This window comes from Saccharicrinis aurantiacus, from assembly GCF_947489045.1.
GTDB lineage: Bacteria > Bacteroidota > Bacteroidia > Bacteroidales > Marinilabiliaceae > Saccharicrinis > Saccharicrinis aurantiacus.
In genome coordinates this window covers 805300-829955 of sequence record NZ_CANLCN010000001.1, presented here as the reverse complement: position 1 = coordinate 829955, position 24656 = coordinate 805300, and the positions used below count along the sequence as shown (strand labels likewise).

Here is a 24656-nt window from a genome sequence, read left to right as displayed (position 1 = left end):
ATATAAAGCTATGGGTAAAAACGGCATTGTTATTCTATAAAATCACTCCTGAAAATCAGATTTGTGTTTTATTCGTTTAAAATTTTAGCAACTCGATGTTTTAAAGTGGGTAAAACATTTTTAGCAAACCAATCATTTTTAGCCTGCCATATATTATTACGAGGTGATGGATGCGGAAGGACAAAATATTTTGGTAGGTAGTCCTGATAACTTAAAACCGTTTTAGTCAGGTTCTCCTTTGCATTATTTCCCAAATAATAGTCTTGGGCATACTTGCCAATTAACAGAATAAGTTCAGGATTTTTTATGGCGCTCAATAATTTCGGGTGCCACTGAGGCGCACATTGCTTCATGGGTGGTTTATCTCCCGATTTACCTTTTCCGGGATAACAAAATCCCATTGGAATGATCGCAATATTAGAAGAATTATAGAAGCTAAACTTATCAATGCCCATCCAATCTCTTAGGTTCTCACCACTTTTATCATCCCATGGTATTCCTGAATTATGCACTGCTAAACCGGGGGCCTGACCAATAATAACTATTTTACTATTACGATTGGCACTTACAACTGGCCTTGGGCCTAATGGCAAATACTCATTGCAGATTGTACAGTTTTTAATTTCCACTAATAGAGATTTCATACCCTTACTACTTAAGTTTACACCAAAAGAACAGGTTAATTGATATTGCCTTTTTATTTTCTTCACCAATGTAGTTAGATAAAAAAAAGCACAATGCGGTGCCTTATAATATACTTATAAAAAAAGGGAATATCATATAAAACGATATTCCCTTTAGTTTAACACTTATAATAACTTAACCTTAATATCCTTTGTTATGTTTAACTTATTTATTGTACAACTAGTTTTTTAACACAAGTACCAGCCTCTATAAAGTAGATACCAGTTTCAAGATCACTAATATTTAAAGACACTGTTTCTGTTAAATTAACAGCCTGTTTTGTAACTATTTTTCCATCTGACGAACGAATGAAAACACTAGTAACTGATTCAGAATGTTTGCCCAATTGAACGTTTATAATTTCATTAGCTGGATTAGGGTATACTTTAAAATCCTCTGCCAATTTGGACTGCATATCTGGAGATATAGCATTTGCCGACTTCAAACAATCATATACGTCAGTATCAATTAATACATCTTTATCCTGCTCTTTAAAACCGATGGAGGTAACATCCTCTACGCTCATATTATAATATCCTTCGCCATTACCAACGGATGCATTAATTACAGCTGCAATAGACGGACCTTGGTAACTCTCTCCATCCGGACTAATATCCTCGGCAATAAGGTTACGTAAATCGCAAGGCATATATTTAAAATGCTTCGACTTTAATTGAGCTTCGGTTCCATAAGTTGCTTTTACTGTTTTTACTATTGACTTACTATCAAACCAACCTGGTTTAATCCCTAACTCTTCTTCAGCAGTGCGGGTATAGCCCTGACCTATTCGTACTGCAAAACCGCAGCTTACCGCCTTTACACCTTCAATATTTACATAACCATTTTTTTGGGCATGGGGCGATATCATAAGCGCTGCATTTCCATTGGTACATGAAATATCACGGCCATAAATATCAAATAAACCTTCAACTTGGAGAAGATTTAGTTTTGAATAACCTGATTCTAACCTCAAGGTTACGCCTCCCTCACCACTTAAATTTGTAAACAGGATATTGGAACCTACTTGAGCTTGAACCAAACCATATCCGTAATGCGCATTTGTAATTCTAGCATTTTTAACAACCCCATTACGAGGAGAGAAATATTTTCCGTTATATTCTGCCAGACTTAATGCAATAGCCGAAAATTTTGTGATATCATCTTTAACTATAATATTCTCCAAACGGAAATTATCTACATTTTTAAGACGAAATGCGGTTACATTTTTATTATTGGCAACACGAAGGTCGACCTTAAAGCTTCCCTCCTTACCGATAATACTCACATTTTTAACCACTTTATCATCATCACCCAAGCCTAGAATAAAATAGTTCTTATCATCAGAACGTTCTGTTGGATAAATAATGGCATCAGGTGATACTTTCAAGTGTACATTTGACTTTAAATTTACGTTGGCCAAAAAATACTTTCCTGCTGGTAAAAAAATACGCCCACCATTACTCAAAGCGCTGACCTCGTCGATAGCGCGTTGCAGCACTTCGGAATCATCATTCTTATCTGTTACATTAGCCTGATAATCTTTTACCAGGTTTTTATACACGCCCTTATTCTCAGGACTTTTGTAAAAATCGGCCTCCTTTTGAGACCACATAGACATAGATATCAACAGCCCTAAAGCCATTAATACAAAATTGTTTTTTTTCATTTTAGATTTATGTTAAAAGGATATTAAGGGTATTCCGTGCTAAATATATTAAGCACTCTCAAATCTAGATAACACACAATACTTCTTGTACTTAGGCGTAATAATTAAATGCGTTATAGTAAATAATAGCTTTAAAATTATCAGAACAAGAACCTATAAAACAAAAAAATCCCTAGTGAAAATAAGTATTACACTAGGGATTTTATTAGCTTAATTAAGCTAATTATTTTACCATGATTATTGCAGAATGTGGTGGCACAATTATCTTCTTACCTTTTGTTATATCTATAGATAAGCCATCCTCATCAATCTCACGCCCGTCGCAAATTAATTTATAGCCATCGCCATTAAATGGATAAGTTACGCTTTTGTTTTTACCGTTAAATACGATAAAAATATCTTCCCACTCATCACCCAATTGTGCGCCGGCAATATTATAAGCAATTACATTATCGTATTTAATATCATTTCGTATTTTAATATAATCCTGAATATCTTTGGTACTGCTCATCCTAAAGGCGGGATGATTCTTTCTCATCTGAATCAGGTTTCTGTAATAAACATATTGGCTGTGGTTTATCGCCTTTAATCCCCAACGGATTTGGTTAATTGAATCAGGAGCATTGTATGAATTTTCAACACCAAATTTGGTTCTTCCGAACTCAACCCCTGCATGCAAAAATGGAATACCTTGCGAAGTAAGCACAATTGTATTGGCCAAACGATGCATAGCCATTATTTGTTCTTCAGTGGCATTGGGGTTAGACTCGTGCAGCTTATCATATAAGGTATGATTATCGTGACACGATACATAATTAATGGTTTGTGATGGCGTATTAGCCCAAGGCTCCTTAGAATAATTCACCTTACTATAATCAATATCAGGGTGCTGTACTGACCCAACAATTCCGTACTTCACACTCTCTTCAAAACCTTTTTTACCACTTACAAAACCCTTTTGCTTGTAATCAGACCAGTGTCCTTTTATGGCATCGCGCATATCATCTGAAAAAACGGCTAAATCGGGCATTTGTTTGGCGTGTGCTTTTAAAGCTCTATCCTTTTCCTTTAAAGGAGAATCGGCTGCAGTCCACCCTTCACCATAAATAAATATAGAAGGATCAATGGCCTTTAAGGTATCTGTAATTTGGTTCATGGTTTCAATATCGTGTATCCCCATCAAATCGAAACGGAAACCATCAATATGATATTCATTGGCCCAATAGGCAACTGATTCAATCATAAACTTACGCATCATGGCTCTATCCGAGGCTGTTTCGTTACCACAAGCTGAGGCGTTAGACCATTTCCCATCTTCCCATTGGCGGTAATAATAATCAGGAACCAACTGGTTAAAAGTCGAATTTTCGCCTGGCCCAGTATGGTTGTAAACCACATCCATAATAACGCGAATCCCTGCTTTATGGAAACCCTGCACCATCTGTTTAAACTCCTGAATGCGCACCTCACCGTTATAAGGATCTGATGCATACGAACCTTCAGGAGCATTATAATTAACCGGATCGTATCCCCAGTTAAACTGAGAATCTAAATCTCCGGCTTCATCAACTGAATGAAAATCGAAAGCCGGTAATATATGTACATGAGTTACACCAAGATCTTTGATATGATCTAAACCCGTAAACAAGCCATCGGGACTTTTGGTACCTTCTTCTACTAGTCCGGTAAATTTTCCTTTATCCGTAATTCCCGAACTGTTGTGAGATGAAATATCGCGCACGTGCAATTCATAAAGGATAATATCATTAATATTATTTAAGGCAGGCTTTTGATCATCTTCCCAATTTTTAGGATTGGTTTTATTTAAATCTACCACCATTCCTCTATGACCATTAACCCCTGAGGTACGGGCATAAATGTCGGCTACTTCATCATTCCACTGATCATTATAAAGTGTTTGATAGGTATAATAAACCCCATGTAAATTCTCGTTGGTATGATATGACCAGGTACCTTGCTCACTGGCAACCATACTAACTGTTTGAATTAACTTATCACCATCGCCTGTTTTATACAAACGCAGTTTTACTTCCTTAGCCTCTGGTGCCCATAGTTTAAAACAGGTTTTCCCACTATTTACTATAGCTCCTAAATCATTACCCTCGTATACCGGATAGTCTGAAAATAATTGGTACTTAACTTCTCGCACAGTTTTACATTTTGTGTTACAGCAGGCTGATATTAATAAACTTGTGGTAATTATTAGCACAATACTAAGTGGTGGTCTCATGGTATTCTATTTTAATGTGGCATGCTTTAATCAATACTCATGCCAAGATACTAATCATTAATCAAAGGTTAAATAGTAAAAACACTAGAAATATCATGATATTTAACCATACAAGCAACATCTCTTATTTGGCAAAAACAACATCCCAATCTTTCCAAACTACTTCATAATTTATACCCTTTAACATGGTTTCAATTTCCTGTGGCGAACGCTCATCAGATATTTGAAACTGCTCTAGTGAATCCTTCTCGGTGACGTAACCACCGGGATTAGTTTTTGAACCTGCGCTCATGCTAGTTACGCCCATTTTAACAATATGGTTACGAAAATGAGCAGATTCACGTGTAGATAGTGATAATTCAACATCGTTATCAAACAGTCGGTAGGCGCAAATTACCTGTGCCAGTTGCTTATCGCTCATGGGGACATTGGGTTTAAAACTCCCCTCGTGCGGGCGAATACGTGGAAACGATATAGAGTACTTGGTTTGCCAATATTGTTTGCGCAAATATTGCAAGTGCAGGGCTATAAAAAAACTCTCGGTACGCCAATCTTCTAGTCCATATAAGGCACCTAGGCCAATGGTATTAATATTGGCTCTACCAAGTCTGTCGGGGGTTTCAATGCGATTATTAAAGTCCGATTTTTGACCTGCAAGGTGGTACCTTGTGTAATTGGCCTTGTGGTAGGTTTCTTGGTACACATAAACACCATATAAACCTTCGGAAACAAGCAACTCATATTCATCCTGCTCAAGGGGCTGCACCTCAATGGATATTTTTGAGAAAAAGGGCTTAATGAGTTGTATCACCTTTTGCAGATAAGGAATATTAACAGCAGTTGGAGATTCGCCCGAAACCAATAATATATTATCAAAGCCCAATGCTTTTAAGGCTTTTACTTCCTTTAATATTTGCGATTCGCTTAGGGTGTGGCGGGCAATGCGATTGGTAATACTTAAGCCACAATAGGTGCAAATATTCTTACACTCGTTACTCAGATATAGCGGAATAAACAACTGCATGGTTTTGCCAAAACGTTTCTGGGTAATTTTATGACTTTGCTGTGCCAAAGACTCTAAATACTGATCTGCAGCAGGAGATACCAAAGCTTTAAAATCCTCAATATCTAAATCCTTCTTTTGCAAAGCGCGTGCTACATCAGCATCCGTTTTGGCTAATATACTTGCCTTAACATCATTCCAATTGTAGGAATTATAAACTTGTAAAAATGAGTTTTCCATTATTATAATTTAGAGGTGAGATGAGAGATTTTACATGATAGCAAAAGGCTGAAGACTGAAGTGCTAAAACAGTGAGATAAGCATTTTAGCCTTCTATATTCAGCCCTTATACTAAACCAGACTTAGCTTCTTAAGGTCTATCTTTAATTCCGTATTACCATAATCCTTTAGCTCATGGCTCAGTTTCATAGAGCAGAATTTAGGTCCGCACATTGAGCAGAAATGCGTTGTATGTGGCGTATCCGAAGGCATGGTTTCATCGTGATAAGCCTTAGCTGTAAGCGGATCGATAGAGAGGTTAAACTGATCATTCCACCTGAACTCAAAACGTGCCTTGCTCAGTGCATTATCGCGCTGCTGTGCACCCGGATGCCCCTTAGCTAAATCGGCAGCATGAGCGGCAATCTTATACATAATTACGCCATCCTTAACATCTTGCTTATTGGGTAAACCCAGATGCTCTTTGGGTGTAACATAACAAAGTAATGCCACACCATACCAGCCAATGATAGCTGCTCCAATGCCCGATGTAAAATGATCGTAACCCGGTGCAATATCGGTAGCTAAAGGACCTAAAGTATAAAATGGAGCCTCGCCACACTCAGCCAATTGTAAATCCATATTTTCTTTAAGCATATGCATGGGCACATGACCGGGTCCTTCAATCATGGTTTGAATATCGTATTGCCATGCTATTTTAGTTAAAGCACCCAAGGTTTTTAACTCGGCAAATTGGGCTTTATCGTTGGCATCGGCAATGCTACCTGGGCGCAAAGCATCACCCAAAGAGAAGGATACATCGTAATCTTTCATGATATCGCAAATATCCTCAAAGTGTGTGTATAGGAAATTTTGCTGCTTGTGTTCCATCATCCACTTGGCCATAATAGAACCCCCACGCGAAACAATACCAGTGGTACGCTTTGTAGTTAACGGCAAATGCTCGGCCAATATACCTGCATGAATGGTAAAATAATCGACCCCTTGCTCAGCTTGCTCTATCAGCGTATCGCGATAAATATCCCAAGTTAAATCTTCAACAATGCCATTCACTTTTTCCAAGGCCTGATACAAAGGAACGGTACCAATGGGTACGGGCGAGTTACGGATAATCCACTCACGTGTTTCGTGTATGTTATTGCCCGTTGATAAATCCATAATGGTATCGACACCCCAATGGGTTGACCAAACGGCTTTTTCCACCTCTTTTTCGATGCTTGAAGTCACCTCGGAGTTTCCGATATTGGCATTGATCTTCACCAAAAAGTTACGTCCAATAATCATGGGTTCTGCCTCGGGGTGATTGATGTTTGATGGTATTATAGCTCTACCCGCTGCCACCTCATCTCGCACAAACTCGGGTGTAATAAATCCTTTTGGGGTATTGGCACCAAAGCTCTCGCCAGGATGTTGGTTGATCTCCTCAAGATTACGAATGCGCTGATTCTCACGTATGGCAATGTATTCCATTTCGGGCGTAATCATACCTTTGCGGGCATAGTGCAGCTGTGTTACATTAGCGCCTTTTTTAGCTTTTAGAGGTAGTTTACTGTTTTCGAAACGAAATACGTGTGTGCGTTCATCATCATTACGCACTTTGCTATAGGCTGATGTAAAAGCAGGCAATTGCGCCACATCTCCCCTATCGATAATCCAGCTTTCGCGGATGCGCTCAATACCTTGGTGTATATCAATATTCTTTTTAGGGTCGGTATAGGGTCCGCTGGTATCATAAACTGCAATAGGTGCATTGGGTGTTTTTGCATGACTATTGAGTAATTGCGTATCGCTCAAGCTAATTTCGCGCATAGCTACCTTAATAGGATGCAACCTTCCTTTTACATATATTTTTTTTGATGCTGGAAAAGGAGTGCGGGTAATCACATCCTTGCTGGGTTTCTTTTTTTCTATGGCCATTGTATATTAAATTAATGATTAACAAATTCAATAAACCATAGGGGCAACACATGGATATTCCACGGCTCCTCAGTAACTTTTCCCTACGCTGGTATTAACCAGATCAGGTTAAAGGGTATCATCTCAGCCTTGCGGCACCCCTAAAGTTTATTCTTACATGGAAACATAGCTTAGGGGAAAAGGTTTAAGACTTTTATATCTTTTATTCCTCTCTTAATTAAAGATAACAAGAAATCTATTTAATAAATCGTCTTAAAACTCTTACTTATAATCAGGTCAATCAGCTAAAGTGTAATACTTCTTACACCTGTAAAATTACTTAAATCACTCTCAAATTGATCGCAATAATTCAAAAGTTTAATCCCCCCCTCTGTTAGCTTGGCAACGCCACCACCATTACCACCTTTTCGACTTACTATTAACGGACATTCTAGTTGACATCCTGTTTTATAAATCAGGTTCCAAGCATACGAGTATGACATTCCCAAATTGCTTACTGCAGAGTTTAAGGATCCGGTTTTATTTACCTCGCGTAAAATATTAATAACCTTTGAATTAATAACAAAACCCTCAACTTCAATTGAATATGCTGCTTTTATAAAAACCTCCATAAGTAAACTATATTAGCTGTTTATTTTTATCAAGAATATTACCAGCTCTAAAATATTCTTTAGTTTTTTGTAATTTATTGTCTAATTCTTCAAGCTCAGCATAAAACGTTTTCTCAGCACTAGTTGTACTTATTATTTTATGCATACCACCATTTTTAATCACTACTCGTTTATGAGCAAGCAATATTAACAAAGGATCGTGCGTTGCCATCAATACAATTTTATCTTTGCGGACCAATAAATCGAGTGCCTTTTTTTTATTTACACCTGCGTTCTCAATTTCATCAATTAAAACCACAGGGGCTTGACCAATACAAGCAACATCGGCTATCATTAAAGCTCTGGATTGACCACCACTTAAAAAAGTAACAGGTGTTGATGGTAAAAACTGTTCTCCTGAAAGATCATTAGCCAAAAGAATCACCTCATCAACCACTTTCTCAGGATTCTCGATAAACCGACTTTGCGCGTGTAACATCAAAAAACTCTGCACATCCATATCGAGCACAAAATTCATATTTTGAGTTATCTGTGCAATTAATTTACCTCCGTACAGGTTAACCGTATCCTCATCGGCCAACTCGCCATTAATTAACACCTTACGCTTGGTTGGTGTATCGCTATTGGCAAGCCACTCGATATCGGCTAATAGCCTACTTTTTCCAGAACCAGTTGGACCTACAATGCAGGTAATTTTACCAGGCTCTAAATGTAAATTACAGGCTTCTTTATTGCCTTGTTTATCAATACCCGCAAGCACATCTAAACTACTAATAGTAGTTTTACTAGCCGTACTTGTTAATCCACTAACAAAGTCGCTAAACAAAGTCACAAACTCACTACTGCTTATACCATTATCTTCGTAAAACGATAAAGATAATATTTTGGTTAATTCTGTAAACGTTTTCTCTTCTTTTTCGACATCTAAATTAAACGAAGTAAAAAAATCTGCGAATAAAGGATTATCCTTTTGTAGGTTTTTAAGTGGTATATGTAGCATTTGCATCTCTTATAATTTTATTTTTCGGTTTAAACCGATTTGAAAATCTTCGCCTACGCGCGTTTCTCCCAAACAATAGGAACATAGTGCCGCAGGCATAGAAAAACGTAATTTAAGTTGTGTGGCACTATTGTGTTCTTTACTCTGTAAGGCAAGTTTGGCCAACTTATCAGCTCCCTGACCTGTAATTCCGTTTATAAACAACACTTTGCATCTTGGGTTTACTTGCTGAATTTTAAAACGAAATACCTCACGCTCGGCTTGAGACACCAAATCGCTTTTTGTAACCACCACAACATCGGCAAGCTTAACCATAGGACCTGTTTTAAGCGGTGTGTTTATACCACTTAAATTATCGAGAACACAAACGGCAAGTACCTCTTTTAAATGAGGCGAACAGCGATTACACAAGCCTGCACTTTCGGTAATTAAAGTTGAAAAACCGTTGCTTTTGGCCCAATCGAAACACTCATTAATATTAGATACAAAATAATGATCGGGGCAAAGGTTACCAGCTAAGCCCGTTTTTGCGGTGATGTTATGTTTTGCATATTGTTCCTCATCGAGCGAACTTATGCAATCAAATTTAATTACGCCACATTCCTGTTTTAACTCAGGAATACTTTCAATCATTTTTATAATTACAGATGTTTTGCCCGATGATGGTGGTCCGGCAATGGTTATTAATTGTACCATAGAAGTTATTTATTCCAAACTTTCATAAATTCTTTTCTGATCTCATCTTTAAGCGCTCCTATATTATGCTGCTTTAAAAAATCCCAGCCCAACCATTTTACTGTTTGTGGTAAACATTCAGGATCTGCTTCAGGGTGAATGCTAGGGAAAAATCTGCCCAAAAGCATCTCCGCCATTTCCTTAGATAAGAGAAAATCGAGAAGCAATTTATGCTGATTTAGCTTGCTTTTTTTAGCCAACAAAAATACCGGGCTAGCAATGGCTCCATCATGGGGCCAAACCACTTCTGCCTTTTGACTTTTTATTCGTTTTGAGAAGAAATATGGCATAATATAAACCGCTGCACATTCGGGCTTACCCGATCCTGCCAGCTTCACCATTTCGGCAGGGTGCAAGCCACTTTTAATATTCTGAGCCAGTATTTTAATGGCCTTCATCCCTTCATCCTTATAAAAAGGCAACATTACTGCATTGCAAAAGAAATCCTCTTCGCCACGCATAATTACATCGTTTTCGAAAGCCGGATCGAGCAGATCTTCCCACTTTTTTGGCATTTTTCGTTCGCCAAGTTTTTCTTTATCAACCACCATTACCAACATATTGGCCGTAAACATGGTAAAATGTTTTTCAGGATCGGCATACGCAACTTTTTCTAAATAAGAATTCGGTGTGTATGGCTCGTATGTTTCAAATATATCGTTATGAATAAACTGCTCCATAAACGGACGATGGAAAAAATTATTTACATCGGATGCTACAATAATATCGGGCAATTCATCCTCATCTTTAATATTATCGAGCAAAGGATAGTAAGATAGTTCGTGATTTACATTCCCTTCTATCAGGTAATTCAAATCTTTAAACTCAGCTTTATTTTTTTGTAGGAATGCTTCAACAAATTCCTTAAACGGATTACGCAAACCACAAGGCAACATAGCTGCAAAATGTAAGTCTTCTTGATGTTGATTACTTTCCTTATTTACTTTTTCATCCTCATCAATAATATTATTGAGTGAAGTAATAAAGAGTTCAACATCAATATTATTAGACTTAAGCAAAGTATTTAAACGGGTAAATCGTCCAATTTTCGACAAATTATCGGGTTTAAAATACGATCCCAGCCCTTGCTTCTCAAAAACACCAATTAACTTTTCATTCTGTTCAGCCAACTGCAATAAATTTTCTGTTCCTGTAATCATATGCTTTGTCTGTTTTTTAAACGGTTACTAATAACTTTCTTATTTCGCCCTTTGACGTATAAGCTTCAACCAACTCAAGAGGCGTGTTGTATAATTCCGAAACAGTATCGGATTGAATAACTGCTGATGGAACGCCGATGCGATCCAAGCCACCTTTTTTAAGCATAATTACCTTATCGGCAAATTGCAACGCTTGTTCTGGCGAATGGGTGTTCATTATTACTCCGTAGCCACGTTCCTTTAAAACAGTAGCAACTTTTAAAACTTTATACTGATTTCCCAAATCGAGGTTGGAGGTTGGTTCATCCATAGCAATGAAACGTGGCTGTTGCGCCATTGCCCTAGCTATAAGCACCATTTGCTTTTCGCCACCACTAATTTTTGAGAACTTTTTATGCATAAGTTTTCCAATACCCAAGGCATTGATGCAATCAGTTGCCACCTCAATACTCTGCTTTGAGGGCATACCAAATAACTTTGTAGAATGGACAAATTGCCCCATCAAAACCACTTCGAGCACTGAAAAAGAAAACGGTGTTCCATGCGCTTGTGGCACATAACTAATTTCTTTAGCCAATTCGCGGCACGATAAAGATGCTATATCTTTATCACTATAATTTACACATCCCTCAAGAGCAGGCAACAAACCTAAAATGGTTTTAAAAAGTGTAGTTTTACCTACTCCATTTTTACCTATTAAACACGTTATTTCTGCCTTTTTAATGGTTAGATTAATATCAGAAAGAATCGTTTTTTTTCCGTAACCACAGCTTATATTATTGAGTGTAATCATGATTTATTCTTTTTAGAGGTTCGCATTAATATGAAAATAAAAAAGGGTGCTCCTATTAAAGATGTGGTTATACCTAATGGTATTTCCATGGATGAAATGGTGCGACTAAAATCGTCGACCAAAAGCAAAAAAGTACCGCCAATTAAAAAAGATGCAGGCAATAACACAGCATTTTTTGAGCCAATTAACATGCGAGTTATATGCGGAACAAGCAATCCTATCCATCCAATAATACCGCTTATACTCACAGCACAGGCAGTCATTAATGTAGCAATGGCAATAACGGCAAATCTTAAACGATCTACATTTAGTCCCATTGATTTGGCCTCATCGTCGCCAAAAGAAAGCATATCGAGTTTCCATCCTGAAATACTTAAAAAAAGCAAGCCTGCCAACGATATGATTGAGATATAACGCAAATCAATCAACTCAATATCTGATAAACTACCCATGAGCCAATAAACAATTGAGGGTAAAGTGTCATCGGGATCGGCAACAAACTTCAGTACTGAAATAAGCGCTGAAAACACAGTAGCCACAATCATCCCAGCCAATATAAGTGTTAAACATTTATCGTGCTTTTTGCCCGTTGATATACTGATAAGATAAACCGCAACAACGGCACCTACCCCAAACAAAAATGAGGACAACTGAAGCATAAACGCACTTAAGCCTAATAATATGGCTAAGGCAGCACCAAATCCGGCACCTGCCGACACACCTAAAATGGATGGCGAAACCATAGGGTTTCGGAACATACCTTGGTAACTAGCTCCGGTTATCGATAGGGTTCCTCCCACCAAAAATGCGGCTAAAATACGAGGTAATCTGATATTGAATATGATGGTTTCTACCTGTGAGTTGGCAAGTTTTGTGCTAAATGGATTGATAAGTTGACTAATATCGCTTAAGGCTATACTAAAACGCCCTAATAGTAACGATACTAAAATAGTAGTCAGGCTAAGTACTGTGAGGAGTAGAAATAATAAAGGGGTGTTTTTCTTATTCATATTGTATTGACTTAATAGACCCAAATAGATAGCATACACTATTCAATATTTTTGGAACCTGAACTTATCGTTATTCTTTTTACAGATAATGTGCCGCTTGCGATTAGCAAAAAATGCCACAAACATATTTGTTTAGTAATGGGCTATTTACACGATGATTACAAAATATGCAGCAGCAACAACTCTTACATATATGTAGGATTTTTAGGATTATAATAACAATTATGTGCTACTCTGTATGGGAAAATAGTTGGCATTCCCCTCTGGTTTATAATGATAAAAGATGTCGTAAAATTCAGCAGCAATTGCTTCAACATCATATGAGAAAATATCGGGATATAATAAATTTGAAAGCCATATTAAACCAATTACCTGATTCACACTTGGTGGCATATCTAACCAACAATAAGGAATATGAGGAACTGTGTACACTTGCTGATTCTTAATGGCATTTATACTGCTCCAACGCTTATCATTTATTAGCTTTTGCTGAATAGTATCCGTTTTATTGTAACTTGGCGTATAGCTTAATATCACCTGCGGATTCCACTTAATTAATTGCTCTAAAGAAACATTTACATGCCCCAATGCTTTATCAATATCTACCACATTTACACCTCCTGCTAAGGATATAACCTGACTATGTAAACTCCCCTGCGGAGATGACTGTAAACCATTCTCTCCAATGGCAAAATAAACACGTTTACGTTCACTCATTGGTATTTTTGACGATTGCTCAATAATATCAGGAATGTATCTATTAATAAAACCGATCAGTTGTTCTGCTTTTTCTTCCCTGTGCAATAAACTACCTAATTTTTTGTAGGTATCACATAAACTCAACAAGTTAGTACTTACCTGAACTATCGGTATATTAAACTGTACTTGTTCCTTATCCGAAATCTTTTGTGATGTTTTATTGGTGTTACCTGCAGAAATAATCACATCGGGCTTTAGCCTAATTAACTCTTCGGTATTTCTAGTTCCGTTACTTCCAAACCACCCTCCAATTACAGGCAAATTACAATATTGCGATGTGCAGCACTGTTTTTCGGAGTAGGATGGAGTATTGTTTCGTGCCACCATTAAACTATCGGCAAGTGTATACAGTAAAATTGATCCGGGTGAATTATTGGAAACAATACGGTTAATCTCAGATGGAACTATAATAGTTCTTTGTGACATATCCGTATAACTACGGGTATTAGTTTGCTCGTTACGCATTTTACTATTGATACAAGCACTCAATAGTAACAGCACAATACCAATAATACCAAATCTAGTGCATCCACGAATCAATAGTAGCATCATCAACCTGAACGTGATAAAACAGTTTATAGAATTGTTTAATTTCTTCATTTATTGAGATATTTATTTTTTCACTATGAAACTTATACATAAGCCACTTTACACCTATTAAGCGATTAATGCTAGGTGGGCGTCCAACCCAATTGAATGGTTGGCAAGGCGCCGTTAGAACCTTTTTGTTTTTAATGGCTGATAAGGGCTTCCAAACAGCACTCTTTTGCATATCAACAAGTTTGGTATGATGCGACCGATTACTTTTGATGATATAATCAGGATCCCAAATTAAGAGCTGTTCTGCGTTAATACTCATATCCGAATAACCATACTTTTCGCCAAGTTTGGCACAGTTATTAAGGCCTACGAGCTTAAAAATTTCGGAATGGGTTGAATTATGAGGGATGGTTCTCAAACCATTTTCACCCTCAGCAATATAAACAGATAAAGGGTTCGTTATTGTACTTGATATTGAATCGGCTAAAGCAATAGTTTGTTCGCAATAACTAGCAAATTTACTGGCTTTTGTTTCGCACTGCAATAGCTTTCCCATAAAATAATAGGTGCTGTTTAACTCCCGTAAATCGAGATTAATACACACAACAGCAGCTCCTAACTTTTGCCCAATTTGTTCATACTTATCAATATCAGTCTGCTTTGTAAATGGAAATATCGGACATAGTAATATTTCTATTTGCAATTGCATGAGCTCTTCAAGATTAATACTTGAGTTGGCTAAAAATATACTTCCTAAAGCAGGTAAACTGCAGAATTGAGGCGTAAGATAATCTTGTGCCTTTTGAGGTAGTTTATTATTAATGCCAACAAGCTTCTCGGGCAGTAAACTATAGGCAAAAATAGTAGTAGCCATATCAGAGCAAAATACCCGCGAAATGTGTTCAGGTACCTTTACTTTTCGGCCAATCATATCTGTTATTTCATGCGTATGTTTTTTTTCGCTGGACGTTTTTAAGTTGCACGAACAGAATGCAATGCCTATAACAAGCATTATTAAGGTTTGGTATTTCATTTATATTAATATTTAAATTGTTGCTATACCAAGTTGAATATGAGTCGTCCTTTTCTTTGTTCAACTAACTTACATTGTACTTGGCTTCCTTTACCGAAAACATAATCCTCTTCTAGTTTCAATTTAAACTCATCTCCACTATTATTCTGAATTACTAAAATATGAATGGCCTGCTCATTTAATCTTATACTACTCTGCCGTAATACACTAAATGTATATACCTCCCCTGTTTTATAATATGGGTGAAACAGCTCTGTTATTTCTTGCCCTGCGCACCCTCTTGAGCGTACCAAGCCATTTACTATTTCACCTTGCTTTAAATTAAATGACTTATAGTTACCTTCTTCAACCACCCTAAACTCACCATTTATATCTTTAAACAGTAAAAAGAGGTCTGGTTCAATTTCGCATCTTTTAATAAAAGTAAGTTCCTCTGTTTCCATAGCATTGGGTTTATAATTTATAGATAAGCGACGCGAATGCATTACGCCCCATCATTGGATACCCTTCAGTAACCTCATAGTTCTTATCAAAAATATTATTAACACCTGCCTCAACAACTAATGTATTTTTAAAAAAGGCATATGCTGCTTTAGCATTTAAAAGAGAATACCCGCCAACTTTTACGCCATTACTAAAGGCATATCTATCAGAATAACTTTCGAAATTAAGATTAACATATGAGCTTTGTTTTATTTGATAGATTAACGAAATCATTCCGCTATGCTCTGGTACATCCACAAACTTAACATCGGGCTCCGAAATATTATTTCGCTTAACGTATGAGTAATTAGCCTGTGCCATAAGCTTTTTAAAGATAGGATACGACAAGGCAATATCTCCGCCTAAATACTCGGCTTTAGCAGCATTCTGATATTGAAATATTTGAGTATCCTCTTCTAAAATACCATATACTGGAGTTATCGCATCTTTTAAATCGCTATAAAATAAACCGGCAGTACACTGAAACTTATTTTGCAGTAAGAAAGAATAATTAAGGTTATAGTTTAGGGCATTTTCCTCTAACAATTCTGGGTTCGCAATACTTTTCCCCATCCGCAAAGAATACCTATCCTTCATAGTTGGGAAGCGGGTTTTATAGGAAATGCCACCACTTATTTCGTTATTAGACGAAAACATATACTTCATGTTAATTTCGCCGTTATACACTAAAACACTATGGGTTGGATGCTCGTTTATTCCGCCTTCACCATTTAAATATTCGGCTTTAAGTCCATCCTGAAATTGAGTACTTAATCCACCATGTATTGAAAACTTGTCCCAATAATAGCAGTCGGCTAAACTTAACGATAAGCTCTGATCTGTTATATAAGTTGGATCATCACCCTCATTAAATTCGCTATGATTATCGTATTTATACTGCACGTCAAAATTTAAACTATTCTGACCTTTGATATAACTAAGTGTACTTATACCACCTATTGAATAATCATCGTAATAACTCGTAAACGTATAGCGTGCAAACTGTGTTTGGTACGTATCGTCATCAAAACTATCCAAGCAATCGTCGAATTTTGTATAATACAAGCGAGACTTTAATGATAAATTAGTTCCCAGTTTATTTTTGGCTATCATATATAAACTTTGTGTGGTATAATCGGGAAATTGCCAAAATCGTGGCGAACCATATTCGCCTAGATAAGGTGGAATTCCTTTCTCGCCAGTATTAATTACATAAGAAAGTGCATACTCGTTATTTGCGTTTGGCAGATAAGCCACTTTCATATTAAACTGCGTATTTTTCTTGTATGAATTGTGTAAGTCACCTTTACCCTGTAGGTCTGAACTAGGTTCGTAATCCGAAGATAAGCGATAGTCGTTTCGATCGAGTATGGCAAGTGTAGCTGTTGTATAAAACTTATTGTTTGCATAGGATAAGGTAGCTTTACTATTATGTTTTCCGTTGGTAATAGTTCCTAATTTGGCCAAGCCACTAAATCCATTTTGCGGTTTTGACGATACAATATTTATTGCCCCTCCCAAGGCATTGGGACCATACAAAATAGACTCGGTACCTGAAACTACGGATATCTCGGAAATATTTGTTGACAAAAGCATATCCAAATCTAAAAAGCCATCATACGGCAATGAAATTGGAACACCATCTAAATAAATTGGTATCTGACGTTGATTAAATCCGCGCACATAAACCATATGCTCCTTTGCTCCGGCAACCCCAATTACACCAGGCACCATATTTAATGCATCAGAAACATTCTGTTTTTCGTTACGCTCAATAACAGCGGCATCCACCTTCTTAATTTTTGGCAAACATTGTGATGATATGACCACTTCGCCTAAATCAAATTTCATCATAGTAGTATCAGCGGGTTCGCCCTTTGCATGGCATATATTTGCAATAAAACTTACAAATAAGAGTAGGTATATTTTATAATAGTGCATGTGTATTTTCTTTAGTTGTGGTTTTAAAATCTACATAGTTGTTGAAAATGTGCTTGCCCATGATGATGATAAAGTGGTCGGGTAACTGATCATCATTAGCCAATATATCAAGCAAATCAGCACAATCACCCAACTTAGTTTCAATTAGTTTTGATGATGTCAATGAAACATCGCAACAAATAGCTACTGGCATTTTATTACATATTTCGTTGTTTTGCATGGTGGCAACAAGGCCTTTAACTGCGGCTACATTCATTGGATAAAAACAGACCGGCATGCTGCTATATTTCATAAGGTGGGCTAAATCGGCCAATTGCTTTTCTTGCTCCCTAATATCATCGATTATGCAAGTTGCAGATGCGTTACTTTGTCCTATCTCGGTGAGGTTTAATCCATGTAAATTTGAAGCAGCAACATGCGCCGAAACTCCTGCAACCATCTCTACCTGATACCCTTTGCGAGTAAGGTAGTTATTTTCCATACCCCCAGAATTAAAATTCATAGAATCACCAGGTTTTATGCGAACTACCTGCAGACCTGCATCGGCACATTCCATCATTCGGCTTAAAATATCCTGATCAAAAATATCAATCCCATTGCCTATTTTGTATTTTTTCTCAACACGCTCCTGCTTAATATGTGCAGGCACTGCGGTTAAAATGAGTGGATCAACAAGACAATCGTAAAGTAAAATATCGGCTTGATTGATATAATCCATAGCTCTTTTTGTTAAAAAATCTGGGTGTCCTGGTCCGCTGCCTACTATGGCAATTTGTTTAAACTCGTTCATTGTTTTATTTTTTATTGATTAATATCCAAGTACCTTCTTGGCTCGATTCAATTGACCAATTAGGTATGTTTGTTTCTCTCATCATTAACTTTAAATGGATGGGCAGATTTTGTCGGTACCGCCAATTTGTTTCTTCGATCCATGTTTTATCCGTGGCTAATCCTGTAAGTATCTGCTGGCTTAATTTATAGTTACCCATTCCGCCGCCCACATAAGCAAAACCTCCCGGTTTTAATACACGGTATATTTCTCTCATGCCCTTTACTTTATCTTCCCAAAAGAATACGGAACCCCTACTTACCACTAAATCGGCACTTTCAGATGCTAGCTGTAAATCTTCGGCACTACAATTCAGAGGGATAATACGCTTCTCCATTTCCTGGCTCTTAATGTATTCCTCGGCTAGCTGTATGCTGCGTGCATCCTTATCAACATTTATAATATTGAATTGAGAAATGCGCGCGATTTCAACACCCAGAACCGCTGTCCCCCCACCAACATCGACGCAGAGTCCCTGCGACTTCCTGCTTTTCTTTATAATATTATTGGCTATTACAGGATAAATAGATTTAAAATATCCGGTAGCCATTTTCTTATGAAATTTTTGTCCATCCATACTATTATCGTTATGTTATTTTGTGATATCGATAGATATAGCTCTCCCATTACAAGAGAATTATCCTCGTTTAATAAATCATAAAATACTGTTGTGCTAATTGAAGTTGTTTAAAGTTGAATCTTAGCGACTACTTTTTTGTGATTGTAACAAATAGCAGCACAAAGGCTGCATCTGTTTAGTTAAAAGCCAATCCTTTTCATCATACGTATTATTCAAACAAACTTGAATACTCTGAGTCACTTAGATTATAAGCATAAAACAACTTATAGAATTCTGTAATTTGGCTTTTAGTTTCTGCTGCTGATTGACCGTAGAACAAATGACCAAGCCATATAATTCCTGCAATGCGGTTAACTGTAGGTGGATGATCGAACCAACCAAATGGACGTGATGGTACTTTATAAACTTGCTTGTTTTTAACAGCTTCAATATTTTTCCATTTATCGTCTGTAGTTATCGAAGTATAGGCATTTTTATCCCCTTTAAATCCGGCACAAAAAATAAGTTCTGGATTCCAAATAAAAACTTGCTCCATGTTTACTTTTGCGTGTCCGCCAGTTGGAATGGGCACTTTAGCAACATTATTAAGTTTCATAAAATCGATAACCTCGGTATGTTTTGAGCCCGATGGATCCGTCATTAAACCGCTTCCACCAATGGTATAATACACCGATGGCGTTTTAACATCCTCGTTATTAAGAAAATCATTGGTCTTTTTATAAACCTCTTTTATATAATTTGCTCTTAATGTACAAGCTTCTTTAGCATTTAATAAATCACCCAAAAACAAATAGGTCTCATCTAATTTATCCAAACTTAAATCAACAATCACAACAGGAATTTTAGATCGTTTCTGAAGTTTTTCGAACTTATCAGTATTTACCTTGGCAATGTAGGATGCTGCTATAATAAGTTGTGGCTTTACAGCCATTAACTCTTCAATATTTTTTATATCCACCTCGGGCAACTGATTGTATGCAGCATCAATTAACTGATAGTGCTTACTGCCGGGTATCATAGCCTTGGCAAGCATTTTATCGGCTGCTACCGAAAATAATAGAATTGAGGTTTTTGCATCGTGTGGTACTATTTTGCTAATATCGTTGGGCACTGTTACTTTACGACCGGCCATATCTGTAATGGTTTTGGCCGATAAATAAAGGCTAAAACTTATGAGCAAGGCAATTATCACAACTTTTTTCATGGTGCTATTTTTTTAGTTATCAGGAGTTATTTTTTAATGACATGCGAAATGCTGAAAAGCCACTTCGCTTAATTCTTCTTTAAGAAAAGGAAGCGAACTATTTTTTATGGTATCCCATCCAACCCATTGCGTTTTTGAGCTTCCTGACATGGGTTTATCAGAAGTAATATGAGCTGTTCCGCATTTCTCTAGTATTGCCTTTATATCAGAAGAATAAAAGTATTGAGCCATTTGAATAGCTTGATGGCTCGCATTGTTTTTCATCAAATAAAAATGACATACACTCGGATTTCCATCTTCGGTAATAAGCAATTCTGTTTTTTGCTTTGCATCGCTACGTATAAAGTTTTCAGTAAACTGATGAACTATGCTAATGAGTGCAGAATCGTGATTATTGCGTGCCATATTTTTTATGATATACGAAAAATGCTGTTTGTTTTTAACATTATTGGCATACTGTCTTATACCTTGCTCCCCCACTTTTGTATGCAGATAAAGCATCATATTAAACCCAAAATGATCGCGCTTACTTTTTCCCATTTGCATTATGGCATTTGTATATTGTGGCTGTAATAAATCAAGCCATTTTTGAGGCATGGCTTTGTCAAAGGGAATGGTTTTATCCCGTATCATAACCATTTCTTCAACACCAAAGGGATGATAATTTTGTTGTACATCTCTAAAATTAGCACGCTCAAAAGCATTGCCCATTTGCGAACTAACAGAAGGATGGGCATAGTTACCTGATTTTACAAATTTATCGACAAAACGTTGCGACATAAGAGAACTAAATCCTTTTCCAATTAACAGTTCTGGCAAGTCGTTGGGAGAATCGCAAACAGCCAAATAATTCTGAAATGTTTTTTTAGAATGTTTGGGGAAGATATTTAAGTTCAAGTTTATCCCTAATGCGGCAGCTTTGGTTTCAAGGGCATTGATAAACTCATTTTGCCACAAAAAATTAACAAACCCTGCCACATTTAAATGTCCTGGCTTAATCAGACGGTTTCGCATCTGTTCATAATCCAATGGATTTTGCTCCGCTCGCTTTATGGTCCTAGATAATCCATATTGTAGGGCTTCGACAGATACATTGTGCTCTTTTGAAATACTCAACAAAGTGCTACTACTTGTAATCCCTTTCATAAATGGATAAAGAAACTCCTCGCATTCTGGCGTTTGCAATATCAGGGCTTCAATATTTGTATGCATATCTATCATAATATTAAAGATTAAAGGTTAAAAAAACGCGTACATCTCTCCCTTCGGCCGGGAGGTAAGATTGATAGCAATAGTACTCGGCATTAGCCAAATTATTAATGGCAATATTAACATTGGGCTTTGCTTTTATTTTAAGAAAACTTACACCCAAGTTACCACCTAATACGTAATAGGCAGGTGTGGCGTACGGATCTTCACCTAAACGAGTTTGCTCAGAATAATAGGTACTCCGCAATGCGCAGTTTGCCTTTATGTGCTGACTAATATGCAAACTGTAAGAAATATTAGCCTTCAAGTTAAATGGAGGCACATAGTCTAAGGGGACGCCCTCGCTAAAGTAGTTTTTAGCATCAGTTACATTAGTGCCATTTAAATAAGCTATACCAACTTGAGCCGAAAAATTATCGGTTTTAGTAAACACATTGTTTTGTCTATATCTCACATTTAATTCTCCACCAAACATCCGGGTTTTGCCAATATTTACATACGTAAAGTTAGTCCCTGGCAATCCGCCAATTTCTTCTTTTGTTATCATATTGCTCATGAGCAATAAAAACGGACTTGCCTCTATGGAAATGCTTTTGGTGCTTAAGCGATAACACACATCAAAGCTATTGGAATACTCAGGCAACAAATTTGGGTTGGCATAAACAATTCCGTTCGAAGTAAAATTATCAGCAAATAACTCGGTTGTTTCGGGCATACGAAAAGAGCGTGCCAAATTAATTTTTATGGTAGATTTATAACTTGTTCCAAAATGATGCAAAACAGCCACATTACCACTAATGGCACTTTTATTTTGCTCCTTGGGAGGTTCCTCTTCGCTGGCATATGCAGTACCTTCGTTTATAATGGCATTGTTATATCTAATACCCGCAATGGCCGTCAACTTTTTGGCCAATTGAAATCGATTCTCGATATAAACTCCCGATGTTTGAGACCATGCATTATGGCTCACCCGATTGGCAAAATTAATTTCCTCGATATAATCGACCGCATCAACAGGGGTAGAAATAGTAAACCAATAGGTTTCTGCACCAACAATAGCCGAATAAACATCGCTAATTTGAAGTTTAGATTGCATACTGGCGCCCCAATAATTATCAGAAAAATGCGTTGTTTCGGTATACGAAAGCATATACCCCGCCGCGGTATAAAACTTTTTTACCAACTCCCTACTTTCGTGCGAGTAGTATGCATTTATCTCGGTATTTTTAAATAAACCTTCGGAATCTATTTGATATTTTAAGGAATAATTATTTGAGTTCTCGTGGTGTGTTTGCACACGCATATAGTTGCTACCATTAAAACCAACAGGCTTTCCCCATGGTCCGCCTTTATGTGCATCTACATTAAACACCAAACGCTGTTGTTCTGAAAATTGATAGCCACTGGTTAAAAACAGATCCTTATCTGTATAAAAACTATTTTCGGCAATAGAACCATCTGGGTATCTAAAATTATCGGCATCGCGATAGCGAATACCCGACTTGATAGCAAATTTACCATCACTCCATCCGGCACAAGCCAACAGGTTACTTTCACTATTAACAGAACCGTATCCTGCTGTTAAGCGCGCATTAAAGCCCTCTTGCTTAAATGGCGATTTATCTATTAAATTTATGATGCCTGCCATAGCACCCGATCCGTATTGAACGGAGGCAGCTCCTTTTTCGACTTCAATTTTTTCTAAATCGTACACATTAATGGTGTGCGACATAAATCCCGACGGATAGCTACTAAAACGACGTGTTCCGTTACGCAAAACCAAAAGGCGTTTGCCCGACATACCGCGCAAAGTAAGTGGCGATTGATAGGCTTGTTTATTGGTAAAACCCACTTCCTCTTGTAATGCCTCTGCCACATTGCGAGGGCGAGTTGTTTGTATTTGTTTTTGATTTACAGTAATGGCTGAGACCGTACTTTTGCTTTGAATTGAATGTTGCTGCAGTACATTTATTTCTCCTATTGAATAATTGGCTTTTGCTAAACAATAATTGGCATTGTTGGCTGCAATTAAAAGCGTATCTGACTTAAATCCCAAAGCGCTCACCAATATATAATCTGGCATACCCTCAGTATAAGGTAACTGAAAATGTCCTTGTGGATCGCACATAACACCTTTACCTGCTTTTGAACATACGGCTGCATACGGAACCGGAATTCCATTCTCATCGGTAACGGTACCCAAAATGGCATTTTGCCCCATTAATGGTAACATTAAAAATAAGCTGTATGCGAGCAAGGTATGTTTCATTATTTAGTTTGTGGGTGTTTTATATTATTCGCTAATTACTTGCCACTGAACTAGGGTTTGTTTTTGGTTAGGTTGAGCTGGTTTAAACTGCTTTACCATAAACTTAACGTAAGCACCTTCTGCTGTTTTAACTAAATAAACAGCCTGTACTTCTTCTTCCGATTTTCCTTCTGGCACTTCTAACACACCGCTGCGAAACTTACGACCGATAATACATTTATCTACAGCCTCAAATAGCGACTCTCGCTCATAAAAACCTGTTTCTTCATCCTTATATTCATCATAATTAATAGTAGGTTCTGTAGTGAGTTGAGCAATCATTTCCTCTGTAATAGAGGTAAGTGATGTGAAAAAATCGAGGCCTTCACCCAACTTACAGGCCATTGTTGTAGGAGACAACAGCATAACTGGGCAACCTTCGTTTTTTAATTCGTTGTTATCTGTATAGTAATAACTTTTTACGGTATAAAACTTAATGTCGTACTCAAAATCATCGGAGGCATCTAAATATTTATAATCTAAATCTGTTTCTTGTTTTTTACATTCGCTGTGCACAAAATCCATACCTGCGCCCCATATGTTTACTTTAGGGTCGCGCTCTAAATAATATTCCTTAAGGGGATAATCGCCTTGATTAATAATTTGGGGTTCGTCGTCTTTCTGACATGATGTGAATAATCCAACTAATACTACCGCTAAACTTAAATACTGTTTCATTTGTCTATTTTTAGGTTATACT

Annotated in this window: 21 protein-coding genes and 1 riboswitch; all 21 genes read right to left on the bottom strand. The window is 37.1% G+C overall.

Annotated features, from left to right (window positions below):
- Positions 1 to 68 precede the first annotated feature (68 nt).
- The 21 genes from QMO11_RS03035 to QMO11_RS02935 all read right to left on the bottom strand — a co-directional run bounded on the left by QMO11_RS03035 (position 69) and on the right by QMO11_RS02935 (position 24634).
- Positions 69 to 644, bottom strand: coding sequence for a uracil-DNA glycosylase family protein (locus QMO11_RS03035; RefSeq protein ID WP_282035979.1), 576 nt, complete (start codon positions 642 to 644; stop codon positions 69 to 71).
- Positions 645 to 853: 209 nt separating this feature from the next.
- Positions 854 to 2350 (bottom strand): T9SS type A sorting domain-containing protein, encoded by a 1497-nt coding sequence (locus QMO11_RS03030; protein WP_282035978.1) that lies wholly within the window; start codon positions 2348 to 2350, stop codon positions 854 to 856.
- A gap of 223 nt (positions 2351 to 2573) precedes the next feature.
- Entirely contained in the window at positions 2574 to 4520 is a 1947-nt protein-coding gene (gene pulA / locus QMO11_RS03025; RefSeq protein ID WP_282035977.1) for a type I pullulanase, read from the bottom strand.
- A 205-nt stretch (positions 4521 to 4725) separates the two neighbouring features.
- Complete coding sequence (thiH, locus tag QMO11_RS03020) at positions 4726 to 5844, bottom strand: 2-iminoacetate synthase ThiH (RefSeq protein WP_282035976.1); 1119 nt, start codon at positions 5842 to 5844, stop codon at positions 4726 to 4728.
- Between the two features lie 111 nt (positions 5845 to 5955).
- Positions 5956 to 7761: a phosphomethylpyrimidine synthase ThiC gene (gene thiC / locus QMO11_RS03015; RefSeq protein ID WP_282035975.1), complete on the bottom strand. Its 1806-nt coding sequence runs from the start codon at positions 7759 to 7761 to the stop codon at positions 5956 to 5958.
- Positions 7762 to 7824: 63 nt separating this feature from the next.
- Positions 7825 to 7913: riboswitch (TPP riboswitch) on the bottom strand.
- Positions 7914 to 8045: 132 nt separating this feature from the next.
- The gene (locus QMO11_RS03010) at positions 8046 to 8372 is read right to left on the bottom strand and encodes a winged helix-turn-helix domain-containing protein (RefSeq protein ID WP_282035974.1); all 327 of its coding nucleotides are present in this window, start codon (positions 8370 to 8372) and stop codon (positions 8046 to 8048) included.
- Between the two features lie 7 nt (positions 8373 to 8379).
- Complete coding sequence (locus tag QMO11_RS03005; RefSeq protein WP_282035973.1) at positions 8380 to 9378, bottom strand: ATP-binding cassette domain-containing protein; 999 nt, start codon at positions 9376 to 9378, stop codon at positions 8380 to 8382.
- Positions 9379 to 9381: 3 nt separating this feature from the next.
- Positions 9382 to 10068: a GTP-binding protein gene (locus tag QMO11_RS03000; protein WP_282035972.1), complete on the bottom strand. Its 687-nt coding sequence runs from the start codon at positions 10066 to 10068 to the stop codon at positions 9382 to 9384.
- 5 nt (positions 10069 to 10073) lie between these two features.
- Positions 10074 to 11267, bottom strand: coding sequence for an ABC transporter substrate-binding protein (locus tag QMO11_RS02995; protein WP_282035971.1), 1194 nt, complete (start codon positions 11265 to 11267; stop codon positions 10074 to 10076).
- Positions 11268 to 11283: 16 nt separating this feature from the next.
- Complete coding sequence (locus QMO11_RS02990; protein WP_282035970.1) at positions 11284 to 12060, bottom strand: ABC transporter ATP-binding protein; 777 nt, start codon at positions 12058 to 12060, stop codon at positions 11284 to 11286.
- Entirely contained in the window at positions 12057 to 13070 is a 1014-nt protein-coding gene (locus tag QMO11_RS02985) for a FecCD family ABC transporter permease (protein ID WP_282035969.1), read from the bottom strand. The genes QMO11_RS02990 and QMO11_RS02985 overlap by 4 nt, the downstream gene beginning before the upstream one ends.
- Positions 13071 to 13292: 222 nt before the next feature.
- Positions 13293 to 14429, bottom strand: coding sequence for an ABC transporter substrate-binding protein (locus QMO11_RS02980; RefSeq protein ID WP_282035968.1), 1137 nt, complete (start codon positions 14427 to 14429; stop codon positions 13293 to 13295).
- Positions 14350 to 15402: an ABC transporter substrate-binding protein gene (locus QMO11_RS02975; protein WP_282035967.1), complete on the bottom strand. Its 1053-nt coding sequence runs from the start codon at positions 15400 to 15402 to the stop codon at positions 14350 to 14352. Before QMO11_RS02975 ends, QMO11_RS02980 begins: the two co-directional genes overlap by 80 nt.
- 23 nt (positions 15403 to 15425) lie before the next feature.
- On the bottom strand, positions 15426 to 15845 hold the full coding sequence (locus QMO11_RS02970; RefSeq protein WP_282035966.1) for a hypothetical protein: 420 nt from the start codon (positions 15843 to 15845) through the stop codon (positions 15426 to 15428).
- Between the two features lie 10 nt (positions 15846 to 15855).
- Positions 15856 to 17826 (bottom strand): TonB-dependent receptor plug domain-containing protein, encoded by a 1971-nt coding sequence (locus QMO11_RS02965; protein ID WP_282035965.1) that lies wholly within the window; start codon positions 17824 to 17826, stop codon positions 15856 to 15858.
- Complete coding sequence (locus tag QMO11_RS02960) at positions 17813 to 18616, bottom strand: uroporphyrinogen-III C-methyltransferase (protein WP_282035964.1); 804 nt, start codon at positions 18614 to 18616, stop codon at positions 17813 to 17815. The genes QMO11_RS02965 and QMO11_RS02960 overlap by 14 nt, the downstream gene beginning before the upstream one ends.
- 4 nt (positions 18617 to 18620) lie before the next feature.
- Positions 18621 to 19232: a class I SAM-dependent methyltransferase gene (locus QMO11_RS02955; RefSeq protein ID WP_282035963.1), complete on the bottom strand. Its 612-nt coding sequence runs from the start codon at positions 19230 to 19232 to the stop codon at positions 18621 to 18623.
- A 211-nt stretch (positions 19233 to 19443) separates the two neighbouring features.
- A complete protein-coding gene (locus QMO11_RS02950; RefSeq protein WP_282035962.1) occupies positions 19444 to 20439 on the bottom strand; it encodes an ABC transporter substrate-binding protein in 996 nt (331 codons plus the stop codon).
- 33 nt (positions 20440 to 20472) lie between these two features.
- A complete protein-coding gene (locus QMO11_RS02945) occupies positions 20473 to 21660 on the bottom strand; it encodes an ABC transporter substrate-binding protein (RefSeq protein WP_282035961.1) in 1188 nt (395 codons plus the stop codon).
- 4 nt (positions 21661 to 21664) lie between these two features.
- Positions 21665 to 23917 (bottom strand): TonB-dependent receptor, encoded by a 2253-nt coding sequence (locus QMO11_RS02940; protein ID WP_282035960.1) that lies wholly within the window; start codon positions 23915 to 23917, stop codon positions 21665 to 21667.
- 24 nt (positions 23918 to 23941) lie between these two features.
- Positions 23942 to 24634, bottom strand: a complete 693-nt coding sequence (locus tag QMO11_RS02935; RefSeq protein WP_282035959.1) for a hypothetical protein — start codon at positions 24632 to 24634, stop codon at positions 23942 to 23944.
- Positions 24635 to 24656 lie beyond the last annotated feature (22 nt).